The sequence below is a fragment of the Marinifilum flexuosum genome (assembly GCF_003610555.1).
GTDB lineage: Bacteria > Bacteroidota > Bacteroidia > Bacteroidales > Marinifilaceae > Marinifilum > Marinifilum flexuosum.
Genome location: NZ_RAPQ01000008.1, coordinates 1,867,041 through 1,891,748 on the forward strand (window position 1 = coordinate 1,867,041; position 24,708 = coordinate 1,891,748).

The following is a 24,708-nucleotide window of genomic DNA, read 5'->3' on the forward strand; positions in this document are numbered from 1 at the left end:
TTATTTATAGCATTGGATATCATGGCGGAACTAGTCCTAAAAGGGCAATACGAAACTCAACCGCTCGAACTATCTATCATTTATGAGAAAACTATTGTTTAAAAAGATAGAATGAACACCCAAGCGAATAAAGCCATGATTGCAAAGCGTCATCAATTTATGGAGCAATATTTGGATCCGTTTTGTAGAGAGTGGGAAGTAGATTTATAAATTCTCAATTAAGTTTTTTTAATGCAATAAATAGAATTGTTATCCATGATATGAATCAATCTTATTTATAATGTTTATAGTTGTATTTTATTAAATACTATGATAATTTAGTGGCAAACCCTAAATTCCCCTAATACTATGAACAAATTATTTGCTCAGCTTACAGTATGCATTGTAGCTTTTTTGTTTTGTCCTTCTTTAAATATTCAGGCTCAAACGATAATTAAATTTGATGATTTGCATTTTCATTCTGAATTTGAAAAGTTAGCAATAAACAATTATTTAAATGGTAAGCCCGATACACTAGAGATCTTTTTATCAATTGATGAAAGTATAAGTAAAGAAATCGCTTTAAAAAGAAAAGAATCATACCGAAATGCAATTCAACAATTGATTGCCAAAAAGGTTAATGAGAAAAAGCTGAATAAAAAGATCAGACTTACCTATTCAAATATTCACAATCATTTTCTAAGAAAGTATCAAGAAGTAGAATACTTTCCTAAGATTTTCGAGACAGGAATCTACAACTGTGTTTCAGCCTCCATTTTATATGCAATGGTTTTTGAGGAATTGAATATCCCATACAAGGTAAAAGCATCAGCGACTCATGTTTATTTAGTAGCAAACCCTGGCGAAAATTCTGTAGTGATCGAAACCACAAATCCTGGAATAGAAAAACAGATTTTTACAGGAGAGTTTAAATCACAATATGTATCACATTTAAAGAAATCTAAATTAATTAGTGATGTTGATTTGAAAAGTAAATCAACAGAAGAAATTTTTGAAGAAGATTTTAAAAAGGTAAAAGATGCTGATTTTAATAATCTAATAGGAATACAATATTACAATAAGGCAATAAATAAATTACAATACAATGATACCAAAGGTGCGTTGGATTTAGGTCAAAAAGCATATTTCTTTTATCCTGACGAGCAGGTAAAGCAATTGCTATATACATGCTTAGCTTTTCATATTGAGAAATGTACCTTTGAGAAGTTAGATGATATAAATTATTTGGCTCAACTGTCAAGGTTCGAAACAGTTGAAGATAATATAATTGTAGGAATATTTAATAATGTAATTCATAATCAACTACAATACACTGATAAAGAAGCTTTCTGTGATTCTCTGTATACACATTTCGTATCTCAATTGGATGACAAAAAATTAATAAAGGAACTTAGTTTTTCCTACAACATGCAAATGAGCTATTTGTATCAGAATACTGATAAACTTGAAAAATACATTTTAAAGGCCATTAGTATTAAGGGAAATCATCGTGATGCTAAAATAATAATGAAGAATCATGTGGAACGTAAGTTATTTAATTTGCGCGATCCTAAAGTATTGCTTGATTCAATTAATAAATTAGAAGAGAGGATAACGCATAGAGAAACCAATGCGATAATTCAAGATCATAAATTAAGAGCTCTATTAGAATTGGCTTATCATTGTGCAGAGAAAAAAAAGATAACAGAATGCAATAAATATCTTCTGGAATTTGAAAAATCATGTCAGGGACCAGTTGAAAAGCAGATGTTGTATTTATCTGTCGAAAATGCTTATCGTAAAATGGCGGCTTATTATTATTACAAGGGATATAGAACCAAGGCAAGAACATACGTGAATCGTGGTTTAAAATATATTCCTGATAGTAGAATACTAAAGGCGTTTTTAAATTAGTTGTAGATATAGAATTAAACTTCCCAATACACCACACCACTAAATCGAACCTTAAACTAAATTGTCATGTTTAAAACAAAACTATTCAGCAGTTTGCTGTTATTTGTATTTTGCCTTAGCGGTAGCTTTGCCAATGCCCAGAGATTAAGCTCAGCTCAGATTGATTCACTTGCCAACAAAACATTAGAATCCTTTCCATTGGCTGGATTTGCCGTATCGGTAGTGCACAATGGAGAAGTAGTACACGCCAAAGGATATGGAGTAAGATCCATTGAAAGCAAAAAAGCTGTGGATGAAAACACCTTGTTTGCCATAGCTTCCAACAGCAAATCCTTTACAGCTGCGGCTTTGGCCATATTGGTGGATGAGGGAAAATTAAACTGGAAAGATAAGGTGGTAAAGCACATTCCTGAGTTTACCATGTACAATTCTTATGTGCGCGATAATTTTACTGTGGAAGATTTGCTATGTCATCGCAGTGGACTGGGATTGGGTGCAGGTGACCTAATGATCTTCCCTGATGGCAGCAATTTTAATATTGATGATATCCTGAATAGTTTTCAGCACCAAACACCAGTTTCAGACTTTCGTACCAAGTACGATTACGACAATTTGTTGTACATCGTAGCGGGAGAAATCATACATAGATTGAGTGGCATGAGCTGGGCAGAATTTGTGGAGGAGAAAATTATGAAACCACTGCAAATGAATGCTTCTGCAGGATCGTTCAAAAGAATTAGAAACAAGGATAATGTAGCATTGCCACATTCATCTGAGTATGGCGAGCTGGAAATTGTAGAGGCATACACCAATCCATTAATGGATGCTGCAGGTGGCATATACGCCAGCGTAAATGATTTGAACCAATGGTTGTTGATGCATTTGAATGCTGGAAAGTATGGGGAAGAGAAGCAGTTGTTTTCGAAGCAGAATCAAAACAACATGTGGAGAGCCCATACCATGCTAAATTTCTCGGCCAAAGGAAGTGGCAAATACCAGAACCATTACAAAGCCTACGGTTTGGGTTGGGTGATTGAAGATTATAAAGGATATACCATCATCAGTCATACAGGGGGATTGCCAGGAATGCTTTCTAAAACCGTATTGATTCCTGAGCTGAATTTAGGGATTGCAGTTTTAACCAACACCCTGCCTGGTGGATATGCCTACTACATGATGCCGCAAGCCATTATCGATTCCTATATAGAAGCCAAACCAACCGACTGGAATGCCTTTGCAGCGGAACGTCTTAAGGGAACACAAAACAAGGTTGATTCGGTTGTGAATGCCGTTTGGAATACGGTTGATCTTGCCAAGAATGTAACGATTAACAAGGAAGACTATATTGGTTTTTATTGCGACAAGTGGTTTGGGAAAATGGAAGTGTACGAGAAGGATGGCGAATTGTGGATGCGCTCCCTGCGATCGCCTAAACTTACGGGTAAAATGCATTATTACAAGGCCAATAGTTTTGCTGTGAAATGGGCTTACCGCGATATGAATTGCGATGCTTTTGCCATGTTTGCATTGGATGAGGAAGGAAAAGCACAGAGTCTGAAGATGAAAGGAATCTCTCCAAATATCGATTTCAGCTTCGACTTTCAGGATCTGGATTTGAAACGGGTAGAGGAGTAAGGAAAGGAGAAAGGAGAAAGGAGAAAGGAGAAAGGAGAAAGGAGAAAGGAGAAAGGAGAAAGGAGAAAGGAGAAAGGAGAAAGTTGTAGTCATCCCGAGCTTGTCGAGGGATCTCTTTAGAATATTCAAAGGCCAAGGGCCAAGGAACAAGGTGCAAGTTACAAGAAAGAGCTTACTGCTTTCAGCATTTATTTGCAGCGGCCAAAGTCCCCCTTTCAGGGGGGATTGAGGGGGGTGTTAAGCCAAGCATCAACAAACGTGTAAATCATAAACTGCATTCACATGCCGGGCATTTTCAAGATGCTTGGCATGTTATACTATTTAAATATTATAAACGGACAGGTATAATGCCGATACATATTCAAAGTGCCTATAGAAGTGAAACGCCCTAAAGGCATATTTTGAATAGTAATCGGTATTAAAAGTAAAGAGCTGCATTATTGTGTGGCTCTTTATTTATTAAAGGGTTTAAGGGAGAGAATGTAACAATTGAGGGAATGTTGATAGTACTTGTTATCTGATTAGCTGTATGTAAATGATGATGAAGTGTATCTGTAGTTCAGTTAAGTGCATTTGGAGTAAAATTAACAGGACTAATTGATGCATTAATTGAACTTGTATGATAATTAAATGAATAGATTATCAGTTTAAAAGAATCTGGATATTGGTAAGGAATAGCTGTAATTAGATTAAATGAATTTGAATAATTGGTAAGGTAATTTAATGGTAGTTTAAATGGACTTGTTTACCAATTAAATGTATTTGTATGATGATGAAGTGTATCTGTAAAACAATTAAGTGTATCTGGAGTAAGATTAAGGGGACAGGTTGACAGATTAAAAGGATCTGGAGAATGATTAAACGGACTGATTGTCAGTTGAAGTGTATCTGTATAATGTTGAAGTGTATCTGTAAACTGATTAAGTGTACCTAAATCATAGTTAAGATCATGAAATGAATGGTGAAATAAATCTGTAGTATGTTTAAATGTATTTGTATGCTTATTAAGTAAGCTTGTGAATTGGTCATATGAAATAAAGTACAGATCTCTAGAATTGGTAATGAGACATGGAATTTGCATTAGGATGATTACTTGGTGAGTAGTAAGAATTAATGGAGGATATTGTCTTCTATTTCGTTAAGCTATAAAAGCCTATAAATTAATCATAGGAATGCTTTGATTGAACTTTATTGTTTTGTAGATTAGAAGTTCATTATCACATTGCAATAATATAATTCTACTATTTCTTATTTTCTAATCAACTTTTTGCATGTGATTTTTACTAATGTGTTACCTAAACATACCCAAATGAAACTTGTAAAAATATTAGATCTTGTTAATTCGTTAGAGAAAAACTCTTTCCTCAAGATTATTGATTGTATTAAGTCCTCAAACCCTAAGAACGCTAAAGAGATAGATGAAATTTTATCTGATAGCAGTAATGATCTAAAGAATGTTGATAGTTTAAATATTTCAAAAGTATTTGACCTGGTCAAGTCTGAGTTTGCTGAAACTGTAAAATCAGAATTCGTTAATACTACCTCACAGCTTGATATTTTAATTGATATTATCATTAAGGATGGTAACTGTATTTTAAAGCAAGATTGGCTAGCTCGGTTGTATGAAAAAGAACTAAAGAATATTAAAGAGAGAACAAAAAGTCTTAAAGTTCAACTAGAGGATGAAAAATCTGAAATTCCTGAACTGCTAAAGAGAGATTATGAGATATATAGAGCATGCGTTGAAACAGCATATATAAATGATGGAGATAATAATCGAGATGCAAAAATAACGGATGACGAACTATCAATACTTTTGACCTTAGCTAATGCATTAGAGCTATCACAAGAAGAAGTTAAGATGATAAATTACTTAACTATTCCACCTGAAAAATTAGATATCGATTCTATAATAACATTTCTTAAAAATATTGGAGTAATCTTTTATTCAAGGAAAAACAACTTGGTTTATGTTGCGGATGAGGTTGTTGCAGTACTAAGAGAAATGAGACAAAAAGAGATTGCGGATAAATACTATAGAAGAGTATTGAAAACCTTTAAAGAATCGCAACTAAATCTTGTGTGTAGAAAGCACAATATCAATATTAAAGATTTAGATTATGAAGAAAAAGTAAATCGTATTATCACCAGTGGAATTTCATTTACAAACTTATTAAAAACGGGAATTTATAAGGATGGAGTTAATCTAACTGAGAAGAAAAAATTCTTAAATGAATTATGGGAGAATGGATTGAAAGTTGAATCTTCATTGAGAGGAACAACACTTGAGGATAAAATTGAGAACTTGACTTTATTCTTTAAGGAGGAGGAAAAAGATGAAAAAGTTGGTATTTCTATAGAAGGTTATGAGAGGCTTTTAATTGATTTAATCGAAGAATTAAAAATATTTAGAAAAACATTTCTAAAGAAGTTTGAAATGCCTGAAGAGACTGTAATAAACAGTTCTACTCTTCTGGATTATAATATTAAACCAAGAGATATTTTAGATATACTGAATGCAGATGAACTCAAAGAGTTTGTTAATGTGAAAGGCTTAAAATCTAGAGGAGATCTAGTTTTAAATATTTTAGATGCATATAAAGATGCAGAAAACTTAATGATTGAAAATTACGAAGCTATTGGTTTCCGAAATTTGGAATTATTAAGAGAGAATGGAATAACAATTAAAGAGAGTGAATTAGGACTTAAGTTCGAAGATATCACTAAAAACATTTTTGAAAAGCTTGGTTTTAATGTTGATGAAACATTAAAGAAAAAGCTTAACAATGCAAAAAACAAAATGGATTTAGTTCTAAATCTGGGAAATGAAGATGTAATTATTGTTGAGTGTAAGACAGTAAAAGAGAGTGGATACAATAAGTTTAGCTCGGTTTCAAGACAAATGAAGTCCTATGTTGATGTCGCTAAAAATAGTGGTTACAATGTTGTTAAATCACTTCTGGTAGCACCAGAATTTAGTGATGATTTTATAAACGAATGTGATTTAGAGTTTGAAATAAACCTATCTCTTATTACAGCCAGTTCTATGGGAAATATTCTTGAAGGATTTAAGAATTCAAAGCACAAACAATTTCCTTATCAGCTATTAATGAAAGATGTGCTTATCAAAGAGGAGCGAATATTAAAGGCGATGGCTAAAAAGAATTAATAACAAAAGCGAAGCAAAATGCTTCGCTTAACTTTTTTTTGACCTTGAGAGCGCTTTATCCTTTGTTGATGATCAATTCAACTGCATTCCATTTCTAAAAACGAAATACACAATGGGATTCTTGTGGTATCGCTGAAAAATAAAATGTGAAACTGTATTGAAATACATTTTACACAAAACAGGTAATAAGCTTAAAAAATGAAACTACATAGACTAATTATTGTTATCTTATTTTTCTCTTGTGCTCACATTGCTGGGAAAAGGATAAAAAAGGCAACAGTCTATGATTATCAAATTTGGATTTCGAATCTGGACCAAATAGAATTGAGAGATTCTGCGGTACTGTATGTTGATTCTGTATCATTTAATAATGGTGTGAGTATTGTTTATCGTGATTCCTTAAAGAGTGATTCTTCATTTCGTTATGCATATTCAATTAAAGGCGATTCTTTGTTTTATTTTGGAGAATATTGCGAGTTAAAAGATACAGTTACTGTTGGCTTTAAAGATGGTTTTATTGAACTATACAAAAGTGAATATGATCGTAAAAATAGTGCTGATGAAGAAGCATATATTTATTGGAATTCGGAATATGGTATCATTTCGGTTTATAATTATTCATGGGGAGCATTAAGCCTATTTGATTATGAACAAATCCCGAATTTTGCGAAGGTTAATTTTTACAATTATATCATTGAGGAAGAAAAGAAAGGATTTAGTCCTGATAGCGCGAGTTTGTAAATCGTGCTTTGCGAATGTAAAACAGATTAAATGAATACGTTTGAAGATAACCGATAGGTGTTATTATTTTTAAAGCAAAGAGTTTAAACTTTGGGCGATAAAGTTAGTAAGATTATTGATCAAGACTTACAAAAGATACCTACTCTGCGAGTAGAACACGAGCTATCAGGGTGCATTTAATCTTAGCAACAATTTTAAGAAATGAATATAAAAGTAACAGACGAAGTTGATCACAAGTCTTACGATAGAGTTGTCGAATTTTTAGTTGAATTCAATAATAGTCAGACTGAAAAAAATGCTGATGAAATTAATAAGCCGATTGAAATTATCGTACGAGATGATAAGGGTGAAATTATTGGTGGACTTTATGGTCGTTCAATTTGGGGAACATTAGAGATTAAAACATTTGTTGTAAAAGCCCAAAATAGAAACAAAGGAATTGGGAAAAAGATAATTCTTGAAGCAGAAAAAGAAGCGAAGAAACGGAATTGTAGGTTTATAAGTTTAGATACGTTTTCATTTCAAGCACCTAAATTCTATGAGAAACTAGGGTTTGAAAAAGTTGGTACTGAAACTGATTTCCCAAAAGGCTTTGATAAATATTATTACCGAAAAAATATATAAAACTGATGTCAACTTCCGTCAGGGTGAGCTTATAGTTTGTGATTTGCAAAAGTACTGCTCTGCGCAGCAGAATGCTTTTCTGCCCAATGACAGAGATCCGAGCTACAAGCTCGAACCAGCAGGGGTAATGGACAATGCGAAAAATAGATGAGTTTAATGGAAATAGAGCAAATACTTGACAAGATATATCCGCTTCCCGAAGCTTCAAAAATGAAATTTAAAGAATGTGCTACGGAGGTCAAACTTTCAAAAGGACATATTTTATTGAAGGCAGACCGAATAGAAAGAAGCATATACTTTATTAAAAAAGGAATTGTTCGTGCGTTTGCTGATTTAGCAGATAACGAGCTTACTTTTTGGTTTGGTAAAGAAGGAGATCCTGTTATTTCGATGAAAAGTTATATTGAAAATCAAAAAGGATATGAACACATCGAGCTGTTGGAGGATTGTATATTATATGAACTAAAAACTGAAAAATTACAAGAGCTTTTTAGCAAAGATATAGACATTGCCAATTGGGGGAGAAAATTGGCAGAAAAAGAGCTGGTTAAAACAGAAGAAAGACTTATATCCAGACAATTTAGGACTGCTACGGAACGTTATAATGATCTTGTGAATGACCATCCTGATTTATTACAAAGAGTGCAATTGGGACATATTGCTTCTTATCTTGGTATTACACAAGTAAGTTTAAGCAGAATTAGGGCTAATATCAGGTAGCAATACTTTTTTATCATTTGTAAAATTTTATTTCGATTCCATTTTTGACCTTTGCGAAAAATTTGAACGAAATGAATTGGATTATTTTAATTATTGCAGGAGTATTTGAGGTAGCATTTGCCTCTTGTTTGGGAAAGGCGAAAGAAACTACAGGAAATGAAATGTACTTATGGTATATGGGATTTCTCATTGCGCTGGGTGTAAGTATGGGACTTTTAATGAAGGCAACACAAACTTTGCCAATTGGAACTGCTTATGCAGTATGGACAGGAGTAGGAGCAGTTGGAACAGTATTGGTTGGTATCTTTGTATTCAAAGATCCTACTAACTTTTGGAGACTATTTTTTATCACAACCCTTATTGGTTCCATAATTGGGATAAAAGTGGTTTCTCACTGAAATATAAAAATTGAGACAGCAGTATTGCAATTAAAGTTTATACCAACTGGGAGTAAAAGAAAATCAAGCGAAGCTAAATGCTTCGCTTTTTCTTTTTAAAGTGATCGCCCATAAGTAACTTGTATAACAAATTGTAGCAAGTACCATGGAAAATCTAAGTCATAGCAGTCTAATGTTTCTGGATTACTTCTTTTTGGTATTCCATTCCCTCTATTGCCTGTTTGCTGTGTTTGGGTGGATGTGGCGAAAAACAAGGTTTGTGCACCTAATCACCTCACTTCTTACCCTGTTTTCATGGTTAGTTATTGGCATATGGTATGGTTTGGGCTACTGCTTCCTAACCGATTTGCATTGGGATGTGCGCATGGCACTGGGTAATCCTCCTAAATCGAATTCTTACATTCATTTCTTAATTCGAGAAACCACTGGTTTCAATCTTCCTGCAGCATTGGTTGATCAGGCCGTTGTACTTGTATTTTCAGCTTGCTTTCTTCTTACAATATCCTTAAATTTAATAGAGTACAAGAAAAAGAGGCGAAATGCTCTAAAGAGGAAATAAGAAAGCCGGTGTATCTTTAATTAGTGAGCTATTAGTTTTCAGAATGAAGCCTTTCAACCCCTTGTTCTAAGCCTAAGTCAATTAATTTTTCGTGAGTGATATGATTCTTGAAAGCATGATTTTAAAAGTCATGTGAAGAAAGCATTTCGAGTTCTAATTTTTTGCGAGACACACTTAAAGTTACATATATGAATCTACTTGTCATTTTGCCTTTTTTTCAGGAGCTGTTAATTTTAATGGTGGTGATTTGGGCATTTTCTGTTTTGCTACGAAAAGTTGGAATCCCAACCATAATGGGAGAATTGGTAGCGGGTATTTTAATCGGACCCGCAGTATTGGGCTTAATTGAACCCAACGAAATTATTGAAGTGCTCTCGCAACTTGGCATCTTTTTTATTTTGCTGCATGCAGGTGTTGAAACCAACCCCCGCGAATTTGTAACGGCTCTTAAAAAATCCTTTGGCATTGCTTTTATTGGTGCACTCTTTCCTTTTCTAACCTCAATGAGCATTGCCTTACTTTTTGGATACTCGCTAAAAACTTCTCTTTTTGTGGGGATCAGCTTAACGGCAACCGCTGTAGTGGTAACCCTAAAAATTCTTCAGGATCTCAACCTTACCAACACACGCCTGGCCAGGGTGATTGTTGCCTCCTGTATTATCGATGATTTGTTGTCTTTGATATGTTTTAGCCTGATACTATCGGTTGCCAAAAGCGAAAGCATTAGTGCCTTTTCTTTGATGTTGATTGCAGTGAAATCGACTTTGTTTTTTGTGGTTACCATTGTAGCAGGGTACTATCTGTACCCCTTGTTTAAGAATACTTTTCAGCACAGCAGTGGAAAAGGATTTACTTTCTTGCTGATATTGGGTTTGGGCTTTGGTCTTCTTGCAGAATTGATTGGATTGCATATGATTTTGGGTGCCTATTTGGCAGGATTGTTTTTTCGCGAAGAGGTGGCAAATAAAGAATTGGTGAAGAAGGTTGATGATCGATTGTATGCCATAGCCTATTCGTTTTTGGGACCCATCTTTTTTATTTCATTGGGATTTCACATCACCTTCGAAGCTTTAACCGTTCAGGGGATCATCTTGATGATGTGCCTGGTGATTGGGGTGATCATCATACAGATAATTAGTGCTGGTTCTATGGCAAAATTGGCTCAGTTTTCAACCGTAGAGTCTATTACAATTGGTATTGGAATGACAGGTAGGGCTGAAATGGCTTTTATTCTTGCAGCCATTGGGCAAAAAATGCAGATCCTCGATAATAATCTGTTTTCGATTATTGTGTTCTCAACCTTCATCTTGAACTTCTTTGCAACATTTGGTTTGAAATATTGTGCCGGAGTGATTAAGCGAAATCAGGATAAACAATTTAAAATGCAGATGTAATGCCTTTGTTTTTATTCATATTACTGGCTTTGATTCTCCTGCTGCGAAGAAGGAAATGTTCTTCTTGTGGCCGCAAGTTTATGACTATCATTTTAACATACAATGGAAAAAGAGCTTACTGCAGGAGATGTAGTTCGTTGAGTTAAGAATTCTGGGAAACAAAAAATAAGAGGCTGTCTAAAAAGTAAATTATTTGCACCTTCAACGACTTTTATCCTTAAATTCCCTAAAGGAAAGTCGTTGAAATTCAGACTTCCTTTAGGGAAGGGAGAAAGCTGAATTTCATAAATAATGTAACAAACTTTACTTTTTAGACAGCCTCTGTTTTTTTAAAATCTTTTTAACAAATATTTGTATCGCAATTGGAACAGGGTGCAACTAATGGATAAGCCCACAGGAAATCCAAACCATATTCCTACTGCTCCAAAGCCCCAAACAAATGCCGATAGGTAGCTAAAGGGCAAGGAAATTAGAAAGTAAGATACAAAAGTGATGATTACCGGAATGCGGGCGTCGGCAAATCCTCGTAGTGTTCCTGCCAGTACAATCTGAATGCCATCAACCAACTGAAAAATACTGCAAACAACCAGCATTTGTGCTGCCAGGTTGATTACTGTATGGTTGTTGGTAAACATCAGCGGCAAAATGTTGCGAGCACCTATAAATACAAGCATTAATAGTGCACAATACAGAAACATGAGATTCATGGCAGTTTTGGTTGCTTTTTTAATTCCCTGGCTGTTGTTCTCGCCTTTGTAATGACTCACACGTATGGTGGTTCCTGCTCCCAATCCCTGGTAAATCATGAAACCAAGCGTTGAAAGGGTAATGGCAACCTGGTGGGCAGCCAAACCAATTTCACTTACCCATCCCATCATGATGGCGCATAATCCGAAAGCACTGGCTTCCATGACCATTTGACCTCCTAATGGAAGACCAAGTTTTATAATTTGTATGCATTTGTCCCTACAAAATATACTTTGTTGGTAAAGTTTCACAAAGAATTTAAACTTCTCATTTCTATGGAAGAGTATGATGAATGCAATGGCCATAAATGTTCTGGCTATTAAGGTTCCCACTCCTGCACCAATAAGACCTAACTCAGGTAAACCCATTTTGCCATACATGAACATGTAGTTTCCCACGATATTGATTAGGTTGGCCCAAAGCATAATCTTCATGGCAGTTTTGGTATCACCAACTCCTTCGGCAAATTGCTTGAACCCATAAAAGATCATCATGGGTACTACCGATATCATAAGAATAGCCAAATAATCTTGCGATGCTTGCAATATGGATTCTGGTTGTCCCATATGAGGGATCAAAAAATACAGAACCAGCAATACAACAGCCAAGACTATGCCCATTAATTTATTTGCCAATAAACCATTCTTAATCCATGATCCTATGGACTCATAGTCCTTCTCGCCATAGTTTTTTCCGATTAATGGGGTAAGTGCAAAAGAATATCCCATTCCAAATATCAAAACCAGGCTAAACAGAGTATTTGTAAAAGATGCAGCGGCAAAGGGAGTGGTTCCCAATTGCCCAATCATTACATTATCGATTAAACCAACCGTAATTTGTCCTGCCTGTGCAATAATAACCGGAATGCTTAGCGATAGTGTTTTTTTATATTCGGTGGAATGTTGTTCCCAAAATTTCATAGTAAGTGTTTAATTGATTTGTGTATTGGTAATGATTTCTCATTAAGGAAATTCAGCTTTCTGATTTTCCGGCTGCAAATATATTTCGGTCAAAAGGCAAATTGCTTTACATTTGTTAAGTCAGAATCAAAAAATGTTTTTATGAGAAATGCCATTTCCGCTATCGATAGGTATTATAAACTGTCGAAGCAAAGCAAAGATTTAATCATTCATGAATTCGAAGAAGTTCGAATGAAGAAAGGAGAGGTGTTAATTCATGAAAACATTCGTTCGCCTTATCTGTTCTTTATTGAAGAAGGAGCAGTCAAGAATCATTATATCGACGAGAAGGGAAACAAGAAGGTAGTTTGGTTTGGATTTGAAGGCAATATCTGTTTTTCGATGAATTCATACATTGATATGAATTACATTCACGAGACTACAGAATTATTGGAAGACAGCTTGTTTTACAGGGTGAAAATAAATCATGTAAAAGCATTGTTTAAAGATTATTGCGATTGGGCAAATTGGGGCCGATGCTTTATGGAAAGTGTTTTTATAAATACCATTCATGAATTGGATGAATTTAAATCCTTAACCACCAAAGAAAAATACATTAAATTGATTGAAGGCAATCAGAATGTAAAGAAAAGGGTTCCTTTAAAAGATATTGCTTCCTATTTGGGCGTGTCGCCGGTAACCATAAGCAGACTGAGAAAAGAATTGAATGAGCTTTAAAATTCGAAAAGTATGCATAAAACCTACCACATTGTAAACGGAGATTGCTTAAAGGAGATGTTTCCAAAAAACATCAAGGGAGAATTGATTGTGGCTCGCGAATGTTTGGTTGACGGAAATGTTACTGGAGAAAGCCTGGATGAGTTATTACAGGTTCGGGCAAAGTTTATTTGTAGCAAATACCCTGTATTTAGTGAAGAGGAATATCATCAGGGAACTTCAGTAGAATTGAAAAAGATACTGGAGATAAATGAGAAGGATGAGGTGAACCTGTGGTTTGAAGATGATCTGTTTTGCCAGGTGAATTTTTGGTTTTGTTTGAATCTTCTGTTCGAGAATGGTAAAAATCAGAACATTTTTTTGGTTCGTCCCAATAAAGGCAACGAATACAACTTTGGCAGAATGAATCAGGAGGAACTATTAATGGCTCATGAGCACAAAATGTCAATTGATAGTAAATCATTGATGCAGATGTCCAAATTGTGGAGAATGTATCAGCATAAAGATTGGACAGGTATGCTTGAGATTGCTGATCAATTAAAAGAACAATTCTCGTTTTTACTTCCTGCTGTAAATGCACAAATTGATCGTTTGTCAAAGGGAAAGTACGAGGGGCGACCAAAGGAAAGTTTACGAAATATTATAATCGAATTGGAAACTACAGAATTTGCTCCTCTATTTAAGGAGTTTTGCAAAAGAGAAGAAATCTACGGTTTTGGTGACTTTCAGGTGCGTGGCCTGCTCAAAGAAATACTAACAAGTAAATAGTTTATTTGTTTCGTATACTGATAAATCTTCAGAAACAGTAGAAAAATATCTTTATCCAAATAAAGTCTCAATTGGTCAAGAATGAATACTTAAAGTGAATCTAAGAAGTACTGTCTCCGTAACATATACCAAGAAACTAGTATTTAAATTACCTATGAAAAATTGTTGGGAATTAATGAAGTGTGGAAGGGAGTTGAACGGAGCTAAAGTGCATGAGTTGGGAGTGTGCCCAGCCGCACTTCCCAGCGAATTTGACGGGGTTAACAATGGAGCAACAGGAGGTCGGTTTTGTTGGGCCATATCTGGAACTCTTTGTGAAGATAAAGTAGATGGTAATTTTGCTCAAAAGTTTGAGAGTTGTTTTAAGTGTGCATTTTTTAAATATGTGCAAGACCAGGAAGAGCGAAGCTTTTGTGTAACCCCTGAACAAGCCCGAAAAAAATATTAGAAACTACTCACAATCAATAAAACCCAAGAGATAAAAAGAAGTAAGACCTTCCTTTTGTCTCTTTTTTTTTGAAAGTCTTGAATAGTGAAAAAGTAGAAAAGTTGTAAAATTCCAAAGCCAATTCAATTTACTCATTTAAAGAGATAAGTAATAGCGGATGAAAGACTAATGATTTTTTGTTCTTCTTGTAAAAACCCAGGAACCAATAATTGCAGTAAATGGCGCTACCAATACCAATCCGAAACTACCAACTAAGGTGTGCAGGATTTCTCCCGATACATAGTTCAGATTTAAAATGTTAATCATTGGAGTGCCCTGTGCAATAAATACCATTAATAGGGCAGAAAACCCACCTGAATAGGCAAGAAGAAGTGTGGTTGTCATGGTTCCTACAACTGCTTTTCCAACTTCGAAACCCGAACGGCGCAATTCCTTTCTGCTGATTCCTTTGTTTGCCTGGTATACTTCGGCCTGCGAAGCTGAAATATCCATGGCAATGTCCATTACGGCTCCCGAAGAAGAGATGAAAATCCCGGCAAGGAAAATTTCAGTAAGATTCAGGTAATTGTATCCAGAGTAAAGTAAGGTTTCGGAAAATGGTTTAATGGCACCATGAATGTTAAAAAGTGTACCAAATAGTATGGCCATGATACAGGTAACGGCAACTCCACTCATTGCCCCTAAAAATGCACTCAAACCTTTTTTGTTGGTTCCTGCTACCAAAAATATAATTACCGATGTTAGCAAGGCCACAATGGCCAAAGAAAGTGGGATAGGAGCGTAGCCTTTTAGCAATCCCGGCAGTAATAATTTCCATATGGCAATACCTGCAAACATAAAGGATAGCATGGCTTTAATCCCTGTCCATCCTGCAAAAGCCACCAAAATAATTACGAATAGAGCCAAAAGAAAAGCTTCCAATCGAATGCGATAATGATCCACCACTGTGGCATTAATAATTTTTGAGTTATCCTCGTTTAAATTAAGCACGGTAAGAGTTTTGTCTTTGGGCAGAAAGAATTTGTCGAATTCCATTCTTCCCACCAACTGATTAAAAGCGGTTAGCTCTGCTCCCTTAAACTTACCGTTTAGGATTCTGATTTTTAAGGCTTGTGTACCTGTCTTAATAATACCCGTTTCAATAATTAAACTGTTATCGGTTTCTAAAACCAATGCCCTAACACGCGTTGTGTTATTGTCTGCCTGCGTTTCAAAACCATTTGGAAGCAGTACTATGATCGTGCTTAGTACAATTAAAAGTACAATTAGAATTAAATCGGATTTTTGAGGTAGCTTAAATTTCAACATATGGCAAAGTTAGGAAATCGTCGAAAAGTCGAAAAGTCAAAAAGTGGAAAAGTAGAAAAGTAAAAGCCCCGCAATTGCGAGGCTTGTAAATTATTTGTGTTCTATTAATTTCATTAAGTTCTTTGGAACGTCGGTATTGTCGAAGAATCCGATAAACAAATCGGATCCAACCCCAATGGAACGAATTGGAATTGGTGCAGCTGTGTGAGAAAAAGATGTCCAACCAATACCTGCTTTTTGTGATAAAATATGACAAGCTGTTGTTGTGAGTGGATCGTAACTACCATACAACAAGTAAAACTGATCGTCTTTCTTCATTTTCTTGTTGTAGTTCATGCTTTTATCGAATGCAGTTTTTAGTTGCTGCATCTCGAATTCACTTAATTCAAGTCCTTTTTCAGCATCTCCTAAACCAAAGTGTTTCTTCACCAATGCCAAACCATCTTCTACTTTGTAGTTTCCTTCATTGTTCTTTTTGTAATCAGAAATCAAGTTTGAGAAACTTTCGTACGATAAGTTCTGGTGTTGAAGTATGGCAAAGTCTGAGTGGTAATGACTACCAGAAAATCCCAAAGCCATTCCACCAGTTTCGTGGTCACCAGCAACTATAATCAAGGTTTCTTTAGGGTGCTTTTTGTAAAAGTCTAAAGCAACGGAAACAGCATTATCGAACTGAATTACTTCTTGAATTACGGTTGCAGCATCGTTGGCATGACAAGCCCAGTCGATTTTACCTCCTTCAACCATCATGAAGAATCCTTTTTTGTTATTTAGTAGTTCGATTCCTTTTTCGGTAAATTCGGCAAGAGAGATATCTGATTTTCCATTTTGATCGATGAAATAAGGAAGAGATTTACCGCCAACCAATTTTGGTGCAATACAGATTACCTTATCATCGCCTTTTTTTAGTTTGTTGAACTCTTTAACCGAGTTAACAAATTCATATCCTCTCTCTTTGGCCAATTCGATTGAATTTGGCAGTTTGTTTTTTAGATCAACATCTTCTCCCATTCCAAAGTTGGCCATGATGTTTTTACTATCAACTTTGCCATCGCCTTCAGGATGCTTGATGCCTCCACCTGCAAAGTAGTTAAAACCACTTTTACTTAGATCTAAACTAATATTGTAATACATGCTTCTTGTAGGCTGGTGTGCATAGAAAGACGCCGGAGTTGCATGATCCAGTGAAACAGAAGTTACAATTCCAACCTTGTAGCCTTTATCTCTGGCCATTTCGGCAATGGTTTGCAAAGGTTTTTGTCTTTTTGCATCCATACCAATTGTACTAATCGATGTTTTTACTCCGGTTGAAAGAGCAGTTCCTGCCGCTGCAGATCCTGTAATAAATCTGTCGGTAGCATAAGTGGTATAAAAACCTTGCTTTGGTAAGGTGTTTAGTTTTAATTTTTGGATTCCATTGGTATTGTTAATGGCTCCTAAATAGGCTTCAGCCGTGTTGGCTTGCGATAAGCCCATACCATCTCCAATAAAATAGAAAATGTATTTTGGAGATTCCCCCTGATAATTATCTCTTTCGCTAGGTTGTGCAAAAACATTGCTAAAGCAGAATGTTAAAGCAATAATCAAGCTAATGGTGATTGGTTTTAATCGTGTCATGTTTTTGGTTTAAAATTTTTTTCAAAACTATAAAAAAACATTTATCTGTAATGGTTTTAAATAGTAAAAGAAAGTTAAATCTATATTAGATTTTATTTCATGCGTTCAATACTTTGTCTGTTTTTCTCGTTAAAGAAGTTTTTGCCTTCAGGAGAATACAAATGGTCTACATACTCTTTGAAATAGGCAATCACCTTATCGCGAACTACTTTCATTGTTGAGTTCAACAACTTATTCTCTTCGGTAAATGCTTCAGGCAATATTGCAACTGCAGTAGGCAACCAGCGATGCGGGAACATTTCCTCGTATTTTCCACCTGGACGATATTCGTTCATTTCTGCCTGTAATACATCCAAGGCAGCTTTCTGGCCTTCTTCCGTATCCGGGGTTAAGTTTTGCTCCTTTAGTTTGGCTACAATTGCTGCTTTGTTAGGAACAACAAGTGCAATGGTATAAGGATCCTGATTGTTATACAAGATACACTGATCCATTAATGGTGATTGATCAACAAAAGCTTCCTCGATTCCCTCAGGACTGAATTTTTCACCGTCATTTGCAATTAGCAAAGACTTGAATCGTCCTAGTACATGCAAGAAACCATCTTTGTCCATATAGCCCATATCACCGGTGTGCAACCATCCATCTTTTAGTGTTTCTGCCGATGCTTTTTCATTTTTCCAGTAACCTTTCATTACGTTACCGCCTTTTATTACAATCTCACCTTTCTGGCCAACAGGTAGCGCATTGCCATCATCATCGCAAATGTTCAGGTCCATATTGCTAACCAAAAATCCCGACGAACCCAATTTATGTTTGTGATGGGCATTTGATGAAATAATAGGAGAGGCTTCTGATAATCCGTAACCTTGGTACATTGGAATGCCGATAGCATAAAAGAATTTCTGTAATTCGATATCCAGCAGTGCACCACCTCCAACAAAGAATTTTAAGTTGCCACCAAAGTTCTCCCTGATTTTCGAGAACAATATCTTATCGTAGAACATGTACATTGGCTTCAGGAACATTCTGCTTCCCTTGCCTTTGTTCCAACCATGATCGTTGTATTTGTATGCCAGGTTCAAGGCTTTGTTGAATAATTTCTCAACTTTTGGACCTTTGGCTTTGATTCCTTTCTCGATGTTCTTTTTGAAGTTCTTTGCCAGTGCAGGAACACTCATTAGAATGTGAGGCTTAATTTCCTTGATGTTTTTAGGAATGTTTTTCAATGCCTCCATTGGCGATTTGCCTTGTTGCACGGCAGCAATGGATGCTCCCTTTAGCATGAAGCTATAGATTCCCGCAGTATGAGCAAAAGAATGATCCCATGGTAAAATCAATAAGGTTTTGTAATGCGCAGGAATGTGCATTAAGCTCGACGATTGAATTACATTGCTGGTGTAATTGTTATGCGTTAAAATAATTCCTTTAGGATCGGCAGTAGTACCCGAAGTGTAGGAGATATTAGCGTTGTCATCGGCTTGTATCTCTTGTTGCATTTTATCTACATCCTTTTTCTCATTTTCGACAAGCATTTCACCCAGGCTCATAATATCCGAAAGGTAAATTTCAATGCCATCCACCTCAACATCTTCATCAATTACAATGATTTGCTGAAGTGTCTTGATTTCATCCTTAATCAAACGAATTTTTTCGAGATGATTTTTTGATACAATAACATATTTTGCTTCGGAGTGAATTAGTCTGAATTTTAATTCATTTTGAGCGTCTAGTTTCACAGATAAAGGAACATTTACTGCACCAGCAAATAATATTCCCAGTTCTGAAAGAACCCAGGCATTTCTTCCTTCCGATAAAAGACCAATTCTATCTCCTTTATCAATGCCGGAAGCATACAAACCATAGGCTAAAAACTTAACTTGCTTGTGTAGTTCCTTGTAGCTTAGCGATTCGTATTTCTCACCTGTATGTTCCCACAAATATGGATTAGCCCCATATTTTTTTACGCTTTCCTCAAAAAGTTGAATTATTGTATTCATCGATATATTATGTCAGTCTGATGTATAATGAATTAAGAAAGCCAAAAGTAATCGATTCGGGAGGTCAAAACAAATTATCCCTTTTAAAATTAATCATGATTGAGGTGATTAAAGACTATTCTGAATCGATTTGGTTTCAAAAATGGATTGGCCAATACTTTTCAGAATTGATTGAAGCCTATTGAAGCTTGAAATTATGCCCTGCAACTTGTAGGGGAGTGATGGAAGCTTTAATTTCCATTTTTCCATTTTGTTTGACAGAATTTAAAGGTTTAAATACTTCCAATCAAATTGTTTGGGTCCAATTGAAGCTTGAATCTCCTTCAATCAAGTTGATGGAGTCTAATAGAAGTGTCAATTTGAGTGTTTCAAGTTAGAGTGGTAGTGATTGAAGATTAAAACATCAGTTTGCCATAGATTTGTGCGTGCTTTAAGCCCTTGGAATGGTCATTCTTCTTTGTTATTGTTCATTTTGATTGGTAATTAAGGATGATTCTAATCTTAAAAACCCTTAAAAAGCTGATATTTCTTCTTGTTTTTGCAGGTGCAAATATCTATTTTGAAGCCGATTATCAAAAATGCAATAAGATTAATATCTGATTTTCGTTTTCACCCAAAGTGAAATAAAGATTGTCTTAAAAGAAAGAAACCTAAAGTCAAAAAAACTAACCCTAACCCAATGAGTAGTTTAGAAAAATATTTTAAAAAGTTTCGAAAGAATACAGTTGGTTACGATGCTAGCTTTTATTCTCCTTTTGGAAAGCAAAAGATCGTATATGCAGATTGGATTGCCAGTGGACGTTTGTACGGTCCTTTGGAAAAGAAGATGTTAAAAGAGTTTGGCCCTTATGTTGCCAATACGCATACGGAAACCAACGAGACCGGAACTTTAATGACTCAATCTTACCATAGAGCTCAGGAATTAATCAAAAAACATGTGAACGCGGGTCCGGATGATGTAATCATTCATGCTGGATTTGGGATGACAGCGGTTGTAAATAAACTGCAACGCATTCTTGGACTGAAAGGCTGTGGGATGATTGGTAGATATCAATGCCAAAAAGAAAGAGAAAAGCCAGTGGTTTTTCTCACTCATATGGAGCATCATTCCAATCAAACTTCCTGGTACGAAACCAATGTTGATGTGGTAGTGGTTCCTCCAGGTGATGATTTAACCATTAGCTTGGATAACCTGAGAGCCGAGTTGGAAAAATATAAGGATAGAGAGATGAAAATTGGTTCATTTACTGCCTGTTCCAATGTAACTGGTATTGTTACGCCATATTACGAGATGTCTAAAATTATGCATGAATATGGTGGCATTTGCTTTATCGATTTTGCTGCATCGGCACCATATGTTGACATTGATATGCATCCTGCCGATCCGAAAGCAAAGCTGGATGGAGTTTTCTTTTCTCCTCATAAATTCCTAGGAGGTCCCGGATCTTCAGGAGTAATGATTTTCGATTCAAAATTGTACAATTGTGAGGTGCCCGACAATCCGGGCGGAGGAACGGTTGATTGGACAAATCCTTGGGGAAAATATAAGTTTGTTGATAATATTGAAGCTCGTGAGGATGGTGGAACACCAGGTTTTCTTCAAGCCATTCGTACCGCTTTGGCAATTGAGGTGAAGAACCAAATGGGCACCAAGAATATTGCAGATAGAGAAGTAGAGCTTTTAGATTTGGCTTTTGGTAAATTAAAGGCAGTTAAAGATGTTCATGTCCTTGCCGACAATGTTCAGAAAAGACTTGGGATTCTTTCATTTTACGTAGAGTACATTCATTACAATTTGTTGGTGAAGTTATTGAATGATCGATTTGGAATACAGGTAAGAGGAGGTTGTGCATGCGCCGGTACTTATGGGCACTATTTGCTGGAAGTAAGTCAGGAACAATCGGATGCCATTACCAATGAGATTACTTCTGGTGATTTATCGCATAAGCCTGGTTGGGTGCGTTGGTCTTTACATCCAACCACAACAAACAAAGAGGTACTTTATTTTATCGACTCTTTGGAAAAGGTAATCGAAAACTATGAGGAGTGGAAAAATGATTACACTTACAATCGTAAAGTGAATGAGTTTTACTACAGTGGAGATAAGAATATCAAGAAAAAAATAGAAGTGAATGGTTTGTTTAATCTATAAGCCAGAGTACAGTTAAAAATATTCAATGCTTATCTGATTTTCGGATAAGCATTTTTTATGTCCATTAAGTCAAAGATTTTAGTTCCAGATTCACTCACTTCCCCAAAGTCATCTCAAAACTTATAGATGTGCAAATACAAATAATTTTATATTTTTGGTAAAGATTAACCAATCAGATGAAAAAGTGTACGATATAATAGGAGACATTCACGGAGAGGCGGAAACACTAAAGAAGCTGTTAAAATTCTTGGGATATACCGAAGGAGAATTCGGATATTCACATCCTGAAAGAAAGGCTGTATTTGTTGGTGATTTTGTAGACAGAGGACCTGAGATTGTTAAGACTTTAAGCATTGTTATGAAGATGGTGACATCGGGAAATGCTTATGCGGTAGTAGGAAATCATGAATTGAATGTTCTTGCTTATTATACAAAAGACAATGATGGTGTATTTTTACGCGATCATAACCTAAAGAACAAGACGCAAATTAAAAAAACCTACGAAGAGTTTAAACTTGATAAGGCAAAGCGTAAGAAATACCTGAAATGGTTGCGTTCTCTTCCTATTTTCCTGGAGTTGGATGGTTTTAGAGTGGTTCATGCTTCATGGGAAGATGAGGCAGTTGAGATTATAAAGAAAGAAAATCCTGAAAACAGACTTAGTAAGAAGTTTTTAAGGAGAATTTATTTTGAACGCGGTAAAGTATTTAATGCTTTAATGTTATTACTAAAGGGCAGGGAGTTTAATTTGCCCGACGATATGGTTCTTAAAGATGGTTATGGCTTTAAGCGTACTGCCTATAGAATAAAATGGTGGGAACCAATGCAAGGGAAGGGCTTTGAGGATATTTCGTTCGGGAATAAATTTAAACTTCCCAATTACACCATTCCGCGCGAACTTTGTTATGACATTCCTCTTTATCCTAAAGATGAATTACCAGTGTTTTTTGGGCATTATTGCCTAAATGGAAAAGCAGGTGTAATTCGTGAGAATCTTTGCTGTGTTGATGGTTGCATTGCAAATGGTGGCATAATGGTAGCCTATCGATGGAATGGTGGATCATTGGATTCTGAGAACATCGTAAAAATTAAAAAGGTAAAGAAAGTAGAGACTATATAGGTCACTTACCCATTTTCTTTGAATAGATTAAAAATAAGATTCCTGAAAATGACAAAGGAATCAGAATTAGGAATACCGCCCAACTCATTGTATCAAAAAATCCATAAAGAGCAATTGCTACGCTGCTTACTATCATGATGTAGGCGCTGATTTTTATTTTCCAGAAGGAGAGAAGAAAGCCTGCACCATAAATCATTGCCAGCGCATAAAATACAAAAATCCAGAATTCAGTATAGTCAGATTTGTTGTCAAGGATTTCGATGAATTCAGGAACCATAAACAATAGAAAGACTCCGGTAATACAAAGCCCTATGATCCTGGCGATCAGTAGAAAAAATCGCGAGGGATGATCTTGGTAATTCATTCTTCTTTCCATAATTCTTTTTTGAAATGGTGAGAAAAATAGCAATGCATTGCAGATACAATTAAAAGTAATCAATTGTTAAGATAAAGTCAAGCCAAGTGATTGGTGTTGGATTTTATGGGATTGTTCGTAATTTCGCACGAGATTAAATACTTCTTTTATGGATAAGATTAAGGTGATTGGCTTTGATGCAGATGATACGTTATGGGTTAACGAACCATATTTTCGTGAAACAGAAATGAAATTCTGTGAGTTGTTAACCAATGGAATGAGTCTGGATGAGGTAACAAAAGAGCTTTTTAAGATTGAGATTGGGAACATTCCTTTGTACGGATATGGCACAAAAGCTTTTATTTTATCGATGATCGAAACGGGCTTGAAAATTACCAATGGCAACCTTTCGGCAGAAAAAGTGCAAGCAATTTTGGAATTGGGGAAGGAACAAATTAATAAGCCTGTTGAGCTAATAGATGGGATAGAGTCTGTTTTAAAATCCTTGTTTGGAAAATATCGTTTGATTGTAGCAACAAAGGGAGATTTGCTCGATCAGGAACGCAAGCTTAAAAAATCAGGATTGCTAAAATACTTTCATCACATCGAGGTGATGAGTGATAAACAGGAAAGTGATTACGAAAAACTAATCAAGCATCTAGATATTGAGCCAGAAGAGTTTTTAATGGTTGGGAATTCTTTAAAATCAGATATTCTGCCAGTATTACACTTGGGAGGAAAGGCTGTTCATGTGCCATTTCACACTACCTGGGTACACGAAATGGTTGAAGAGGAGGAAATTTCCAATTCAGACTTTCAAAAAATCGAGAAGATTGAAGAATTGATTAGTTGCGTTTTATAGATAGGATTTTAATGCGTTTACTCAGCATTTGTCCCTGGTCTTTTTGTGTTTGGATTTTTTTGACTACATCCATTCCTTTGGTGACTTTACCAAAAGCAGCAAAACCTTGTCCATCGGAGTTGCGCATTCCGCCAAAATCCAGCTCTGGTTGATTGTCAATACAAATAAAAAACTCGGTACTTGCAGAGCCGGGTTCTAATCTGGCCATGGAAATTACTCCATTGGTATGCAAAATACCAGTTTCTTTGGTAGTTTCATGTTTTATGGTAGGCAGCTTATCCACGATTGAATCATGGAATAAGCCTCCTTGTATTACCTGAATCTTTATATCATTGTTCGGCTGATTGTCCAGTCTGACAACACGGTAAAAACAAGCATCTTTAAAAACATTTCCATCAATATTTTGCATAAAATGTTTGGCTGTAATGGGCGCTTTGTCCTCAAATATTTCCAATTCAATTTCACCCAAATCGGTACCAATTGTAACGATTGGATTTTGCGAATTGCAAGCAAATACCGTTAGCACAAAGGCAATAATAATGATGCTATATTTTTTCATGGCTG

Annotated in this window: 22 protein-coding genes; 16 read left to right on the forward strand and 6 right to left on the reverse strand. The window is 35.6% G+C overall.

The features are described from left to right. The first annotated feature begins 348 nt into the window (after positions 1-348). From BXY64_RS07540 to BXY64_RS07585, 9 genes are all read left to right on the forward strand, one after another. Positions 349-1,893, forward strand: a complete 1,545-nt coding sequence (locus BXY64_RS07540) for a hypothetical protein (RefSeq protein WP_120239278.1) — start codon at positions 349-351, stop codon at positions 1,891-1,893. A gap of 66 nt (positions 1,894-1,959) precedes the next feature. Then, on the forward strand, positions 1,960-3,528 hold the full coding sequence (locus BXY64_RS07545) for a serine hydrolase (RefSeq protein ID WP_120239279.1): 1,569 nt from the start codon (positions 1,960-1,962) through the stop codon (positions 3,526-3,528). Between the two features lie 1,309 nt (positions 3,529-4,837). Continuing rightward, positions 4,838-6,697, forward strand: coding sequence for a hypothetical protein (locus BXY64_RS07550; RefSeq protein WP_120239280.1), 1,860 nt, complete (start codon positions 4,838-4,840; stop codon positions 6,695-6,697). A gap of 198 nt (positions 6,698-6,895) precedes the next feature. Beyond that, the gene (locus BXY64_RS07555; RefSeq protein ID WP_120239281.1) at positions 6,896-7,438 is read left to right on the forward strand and encodes a hypothetical protein; all 543 of its coding nucleotides are present in this window, start codon (positions 6,896-6,898) and stop codon (positions 7,436-7,438) included. A 201-nt stretch (positions 7,439-7,639) separates the two neighbouring features. Next, positions 7,640-8,062 carry a GNAT family N-acetyltransferase gene (locus tag BXY64_RS07560; RefSeq protein ID WP_120239282.1) on the forward strand — a complete coding sequence of 141 codons (423 nt, stop codon included), beginning with the start codon at positions 7,640-7,642 and terminating at the stop codon, positions 8,060-8,062. Positions 8,063-8,209: 147 nt separating this feature from the next. Further along, complete coding sequence (locus BXY64_RS07570) at positions 8,210-8,782, forward strand: Crp/Fnr family transcriptional regulator (protein WP_211334428.1); 573 nt, start codon at positions 8,210-8,212, stop codon at positions 8,780-8,782. A gap of 71 nt (positions 8,783-8,853) precedes the next feature. Next, the gene (locus BXY64_RS07575; RefSeq protein WP_120239790.1) at positions 8,854-9,180 is read left to right on the forward strand and encodes a DMT family transporter; all 327 of its coding nucleotides are present in this window, start codon (positions 8,854-8,856) and stop codon (positions 9,178-9,180) included. A gap of 145 nt (positions 9,181-9,325) precedes the next feature. Further along, a complete protein-coding gene (locus tag BXY64_RS07580; RefSeq protein ID WP_211334429.1) occupies positions 9,326-9,739 on the forward strand; it encodes a DUF2784 domain-containing protein in 414 nt (137 codons plus the stop codon). Between the two features lie 188 nt (positions 9,740-9,927). Then, a complete protein-coding gene (locus BXY64_RS07585; protein ID WP_120239284.1) occupies positions 9,928-11,133 on the forward strand; it encodes a cation:proton antiporter in 1,206 nt (401 codons plus the stop codon). 329 nt (positions 11,134-11,462) lie between these two features. On the opposite strand, the gene BXY64_RS07590 is transcribed toward BXY64_RS07585, so the two are convergent. Continuing rightward, entirely contained in the window at positions 11,463-12,800 is a 1,338-nt protein-coding gene (locus tag BXY64_RS07590; RefSeq protein ID WP_120239285.1) for an MATE family efflux transporter, read from the reverse strand. Between the two features lie 141 nt (positions 12,801-12,941). On the opposite strand from BXY64_RS07590, the gene BXY64_RS07595 reads away from it, so the two are divergent. The 3 genes from BXY64_RS07595 to BXY64_RS07605 all read left to right on the forward strand — a co-directional run bounded on the left by BXY64_RS07595 (position 12,942) and on the right by BXY64_RS07605 (position 14,733). Further along, entirely contained in the window at positions 12,942-13,517 is a 576-nt protein-coding gene (locus BXY64_RS07595; protein ID WP_170150607.1) for a Crp/Fnr family transcriptional regulator, read from the forward strand. Positions 13,518-13,529: 12 nt separating this feature from the next. Beyond that, positions 13,530-14,285, forward strand: a complete 756-nt coding sequence (locus BXY64_RS07600) for a DUF1835 domain-containing protein (protein WP_120239287.1) — start codon at positions 13,530-13,532, stop codon at positions 14,283-14,285. A 154-nt stretch (positions 14,286-14,439) separates the two neighbouring features. Further along, positions 14,440-14,733, forward strand: coding sequence for a two-CW domain-containing protein (locus BXY64_RS07605; protein WP_120239288.1), 294 nt, complete (start codon positions 14,440-14,442; stop codon positions 14,731-14,733). 165 nt (positions 14,734-14,898) lie between these two features. Here BXY64_RS07605 and BXY64_RS07610 read toward each other — a convergent pair whose 3' ends face one another. The 3 genes from BXY64_RS07610 to BXY64_RS07620 form a co-directional block, all read right to left on the reverse strand. Continuing rightward, positions 14,899-16,041 carry a YibE/F family protein gene (locus tag BXY64_RS07610; RefSeq protein ID WP_120239289.1) on the reverse strand — a complete coding sequence of 381 codons (1,143 nt, stop codon included), beginning with the start codon at positions 16,039-16,041 and terminating at the stop codon, positions 14,899-14,901. Between the two features lie 90 nt (positions 16,042-16,131). Further along, a complete protein-coding gene (locus tag BXY64_RS07615; protein ID WP_120239290.1) occupies positions 16,132-17,658 on the reverse strand; it encodes an alkaline phosphatase in 1,527 nt (508 codons plus the stop codon). A gap of 92 nt (positions 17,659-17,750) precedes the next feature. Further along, positions 17,751-19,655: an AMP-dependent synthetase/ligase gene (locus tag BXY64_RS07620; RefSeq protein WP_120239291.1), complete on the reverse strand. Its 1,905-nt coding sequence runs from the start codon at positions 19,653-19,655 to the stop codon at positions 17,751-17,753. Between the two features lie 20 nt (positions 19,656-19,675). Here BXY64_RS07620 and BXY64_RS21330 point away from each other — a divergent pair, with 20 nt between their 5' ends. The 3 genes from BXY64_RS21330 (at position 19,676) to BXY64_RS07630 (ending at position 22,927) form a co-directional block, all read left to right on the forward strand. Beyond that, the gene (locus tag BXY64_RS21330) at positions 19,676-19,840 is read left to right on the forward strand and encodes a hypothetical protein (RefSeq protein ID WP_170150608.1); all 165 of its coding nucleotides are present in this window, start codon (positions 19,676-19,678) and stop codon (positions 19,838-19,840) included. A gap of 494 nt (positions 19,841-20,334) precedes the next feature. Then, positions 20,335-21,807, forward strand: a complete 1,473-nt coding sequence (locus BXY64_RS07625) for an aminotransferase class V-fold PLP-dependent enzyme (protein WP_120239292.1) — start codon at positions 20,335-20,337, stop codon at positions 21,805-21,807. Positions 21,808-21,961: 154 nt separating this feature from the next. Then, positions 21,962-22,927, forward strand: a complete 966-nt coding sequence (locus BXY64_RS07630) for a metallophosphoesterase (RefSeq protein WP_170150609.1) — start codon at positions 21,962-21,964, stop codon at positions 22,925-22,927. A 1-nt stretch (position 22,928) separates the two neighbouring features. Here BXY64_RS07630 and BXY64_RS07635 read toward each other — a convergent pair whose 3' ends face one another. Further along, positions 22,929-23,303, reverse strand: a complete 375-nt coding sequence (locus BXY64_RS07635) for a hypothetical protein (protein ID WP_147375942.1) — start codon at positions 23,301-23,303, stop codon at positions 22,929-22,931. Positions 23,304-23,451: 148 nt separating this feature from the next. On the opposite strand from BXY64_RS07635, the gene BXY64_RS07640 reads away from it, so the two are divergent. Further along, positions 23,452-24,144, forward strand: coding sequence for an HAD family hydrolase (locus tag BXY64_RS07640; RefSeq protein ID WP_120239295.1), 693 nt, complete (start codon positions 23,452-23,454; stop codon positions 24,142-24,144). Here BXY64_RS07640 and BXY64_RS07645 read toward each other — a convergent pair. Continuing rightward, the gene (locus BXY64_RS07645; RefSeq protein ID WP_120239296.1) at positions 24,128-24,703 is read right to left on the reverse strand and encodes a peptidylprolyl isomerase; all 576 of its coding nucleotides are present in this window, start codon (positions 24,701-24,703) and stop codon (positions 24,128-24,130) included. The two genes, BXY64_RS07640 and BXY64_RS07645, sit on opposite strands and share 17 nt — an antisense overlap. Positions 24,704-24,708 lie beyond the last annotated feature (5 nt).

Bases quoted from the DNA above. Each gene is read 5' to 3' on its own strand.
- BXY64_RS07540 (WP_120239278.1), top strand. From the start codon at position 349: ATGAACAAATTATTTGCTCAGCTTACAGTATGCATTGTAGCTTTTTTG.
- BXY64_RS07545 (WP_120239279.1), top strand. From the start codon at position 1,960: ATGTTTAAAACAAAACTATTCAGCAGTTTGCTGTTATTTGTATTTTGC.
- BXY64_RS07550 (WP_120239280.1), top strand. From the start codon at position 4,838: ATGAAACTTGTAAAAATATTAGATCTTGTTAATTCGTTAGAGAAAAAC.
- BXY64_RS07555 (WP_120239281.1), top strand. From the start codon at position 6,896: ATGAAACTACATAGACTAATTATTGTTATCTTATTTTTCTCTTGTGCT.
- BXY64_RS07560 (WP_120239282.1), top strand. From the start codon at position 7,640: ATGAATATAAAAGTAACAGACGAAGTTGATCACAAGTCTTACGATAGA.
- BXY64_RS07570 (WP_211334428.1), top strand. From the start codon at position 8,210: ATGAGTTTAATGGAAATAGAGCAAATACTTGACAAGATATATCCGCTT.
- BXY64_RS07575 (WP_120239790.1), top strand. From the start codon at position 8,854: ATGAATTGGATTATTTTAATTATTGCAGGAGTATTTGAGGTAGCATTT.
- BXY64_RS07580 (WP_211334429.1), top strand. From the start codon at position 9,326: ATGGAAAATCTAAGTCATAGCAGTCTAATGTTTCTGGATTACTTCTTT.
- BXY64_RS07585 (WP_120239284.1), top strand. From the start codon at position 9,928: ATGAATCTACTTGTCATTTTGCCTTTTTTTCAGGAGCTGTTAATTTTA.
- BXY64_RS07590 (WP_120239285.1), bottom strand. From the start codon at position 12,800: ATGAAATTTTGGGAACAACATTCCACCGAATATAAAAAAACACTATCG.
- BXY64_RS07595 (WP_170150607.1), top strand. From the start codon at position 12,942: ATGAGAAATGCCATTTCCGCTATCGATAGGTATTATAAACTGTCGAAG.
- BXY64_RS07600 (WP_120239287.1), top strand. From the start codon at position 13,530: ATGCATAAAACCTACCACATTGTAAACGGAGATTGCTTAAAGGAGATG.
- BXY64_RS07605 (WP_120239288.1), top strand. From the start codon at position 14,440: ATGAAAAATTGTTGGGAATTAATGAAGTGTGGAAGGGAGTTGAACGGA.
- BXY64_RS07610 (WP_120239289.1), bottom strand. From the start codon at position 16,041: ATGTTGAAATTTAAGCTACCTCAAAAATCCGATTTAATTCTAATTGTA.
- BXY64_RS07615 (WP_120239290.1), bottom strand. From the start codon at position 17,658: ATGACACGATTAAAACCAATCACCATTAGCTTGATTATTGCTTTAACA.
- BXY64_RS07620 (WP_120239291.1), bottom strand. From the start codon at position 19,655: ATGAATACAATAATTCAACTTTTTGAGGAAAGCGTAAAAAAATATGGG.
- BXY64_RS21330 (WP_170150608.1), top strand. From the start codon at position 19,676: ATGTATAATGAATTAAGAAAGCCAAAAGTAATCGATTCGGGAGGTCAA.
- BXY64_RS07625 (WP_120239292.1), top strand. From the start codon at position 20,335: ATGAGTAGTTTAGAAAAATATTTTAAAAAGTTTCGAAAGAATACAGTT.
- BXY64_RS07635 (WP_147375942.1), bottom strand. From the start codon at position 23,303: ATGGAAAGAAGAATGAATTACCAAGATCATCCCTCGCGATTTTTTCTA.
- BXY64_RS07640 (WP_120239295.1), top strand. From the start codon at position 23,452: ATGGATAAGATTAAGGTGATTGGCTTTGATGCAGATGATACGTTATGG.
- BXY64_RS07645 (WP_120239296.1), bottom strand. From the start codon at position 24,703: ATGAAAAAATATAGCATCATTATTATTGCCTTTGTGCTAACGGTATTT.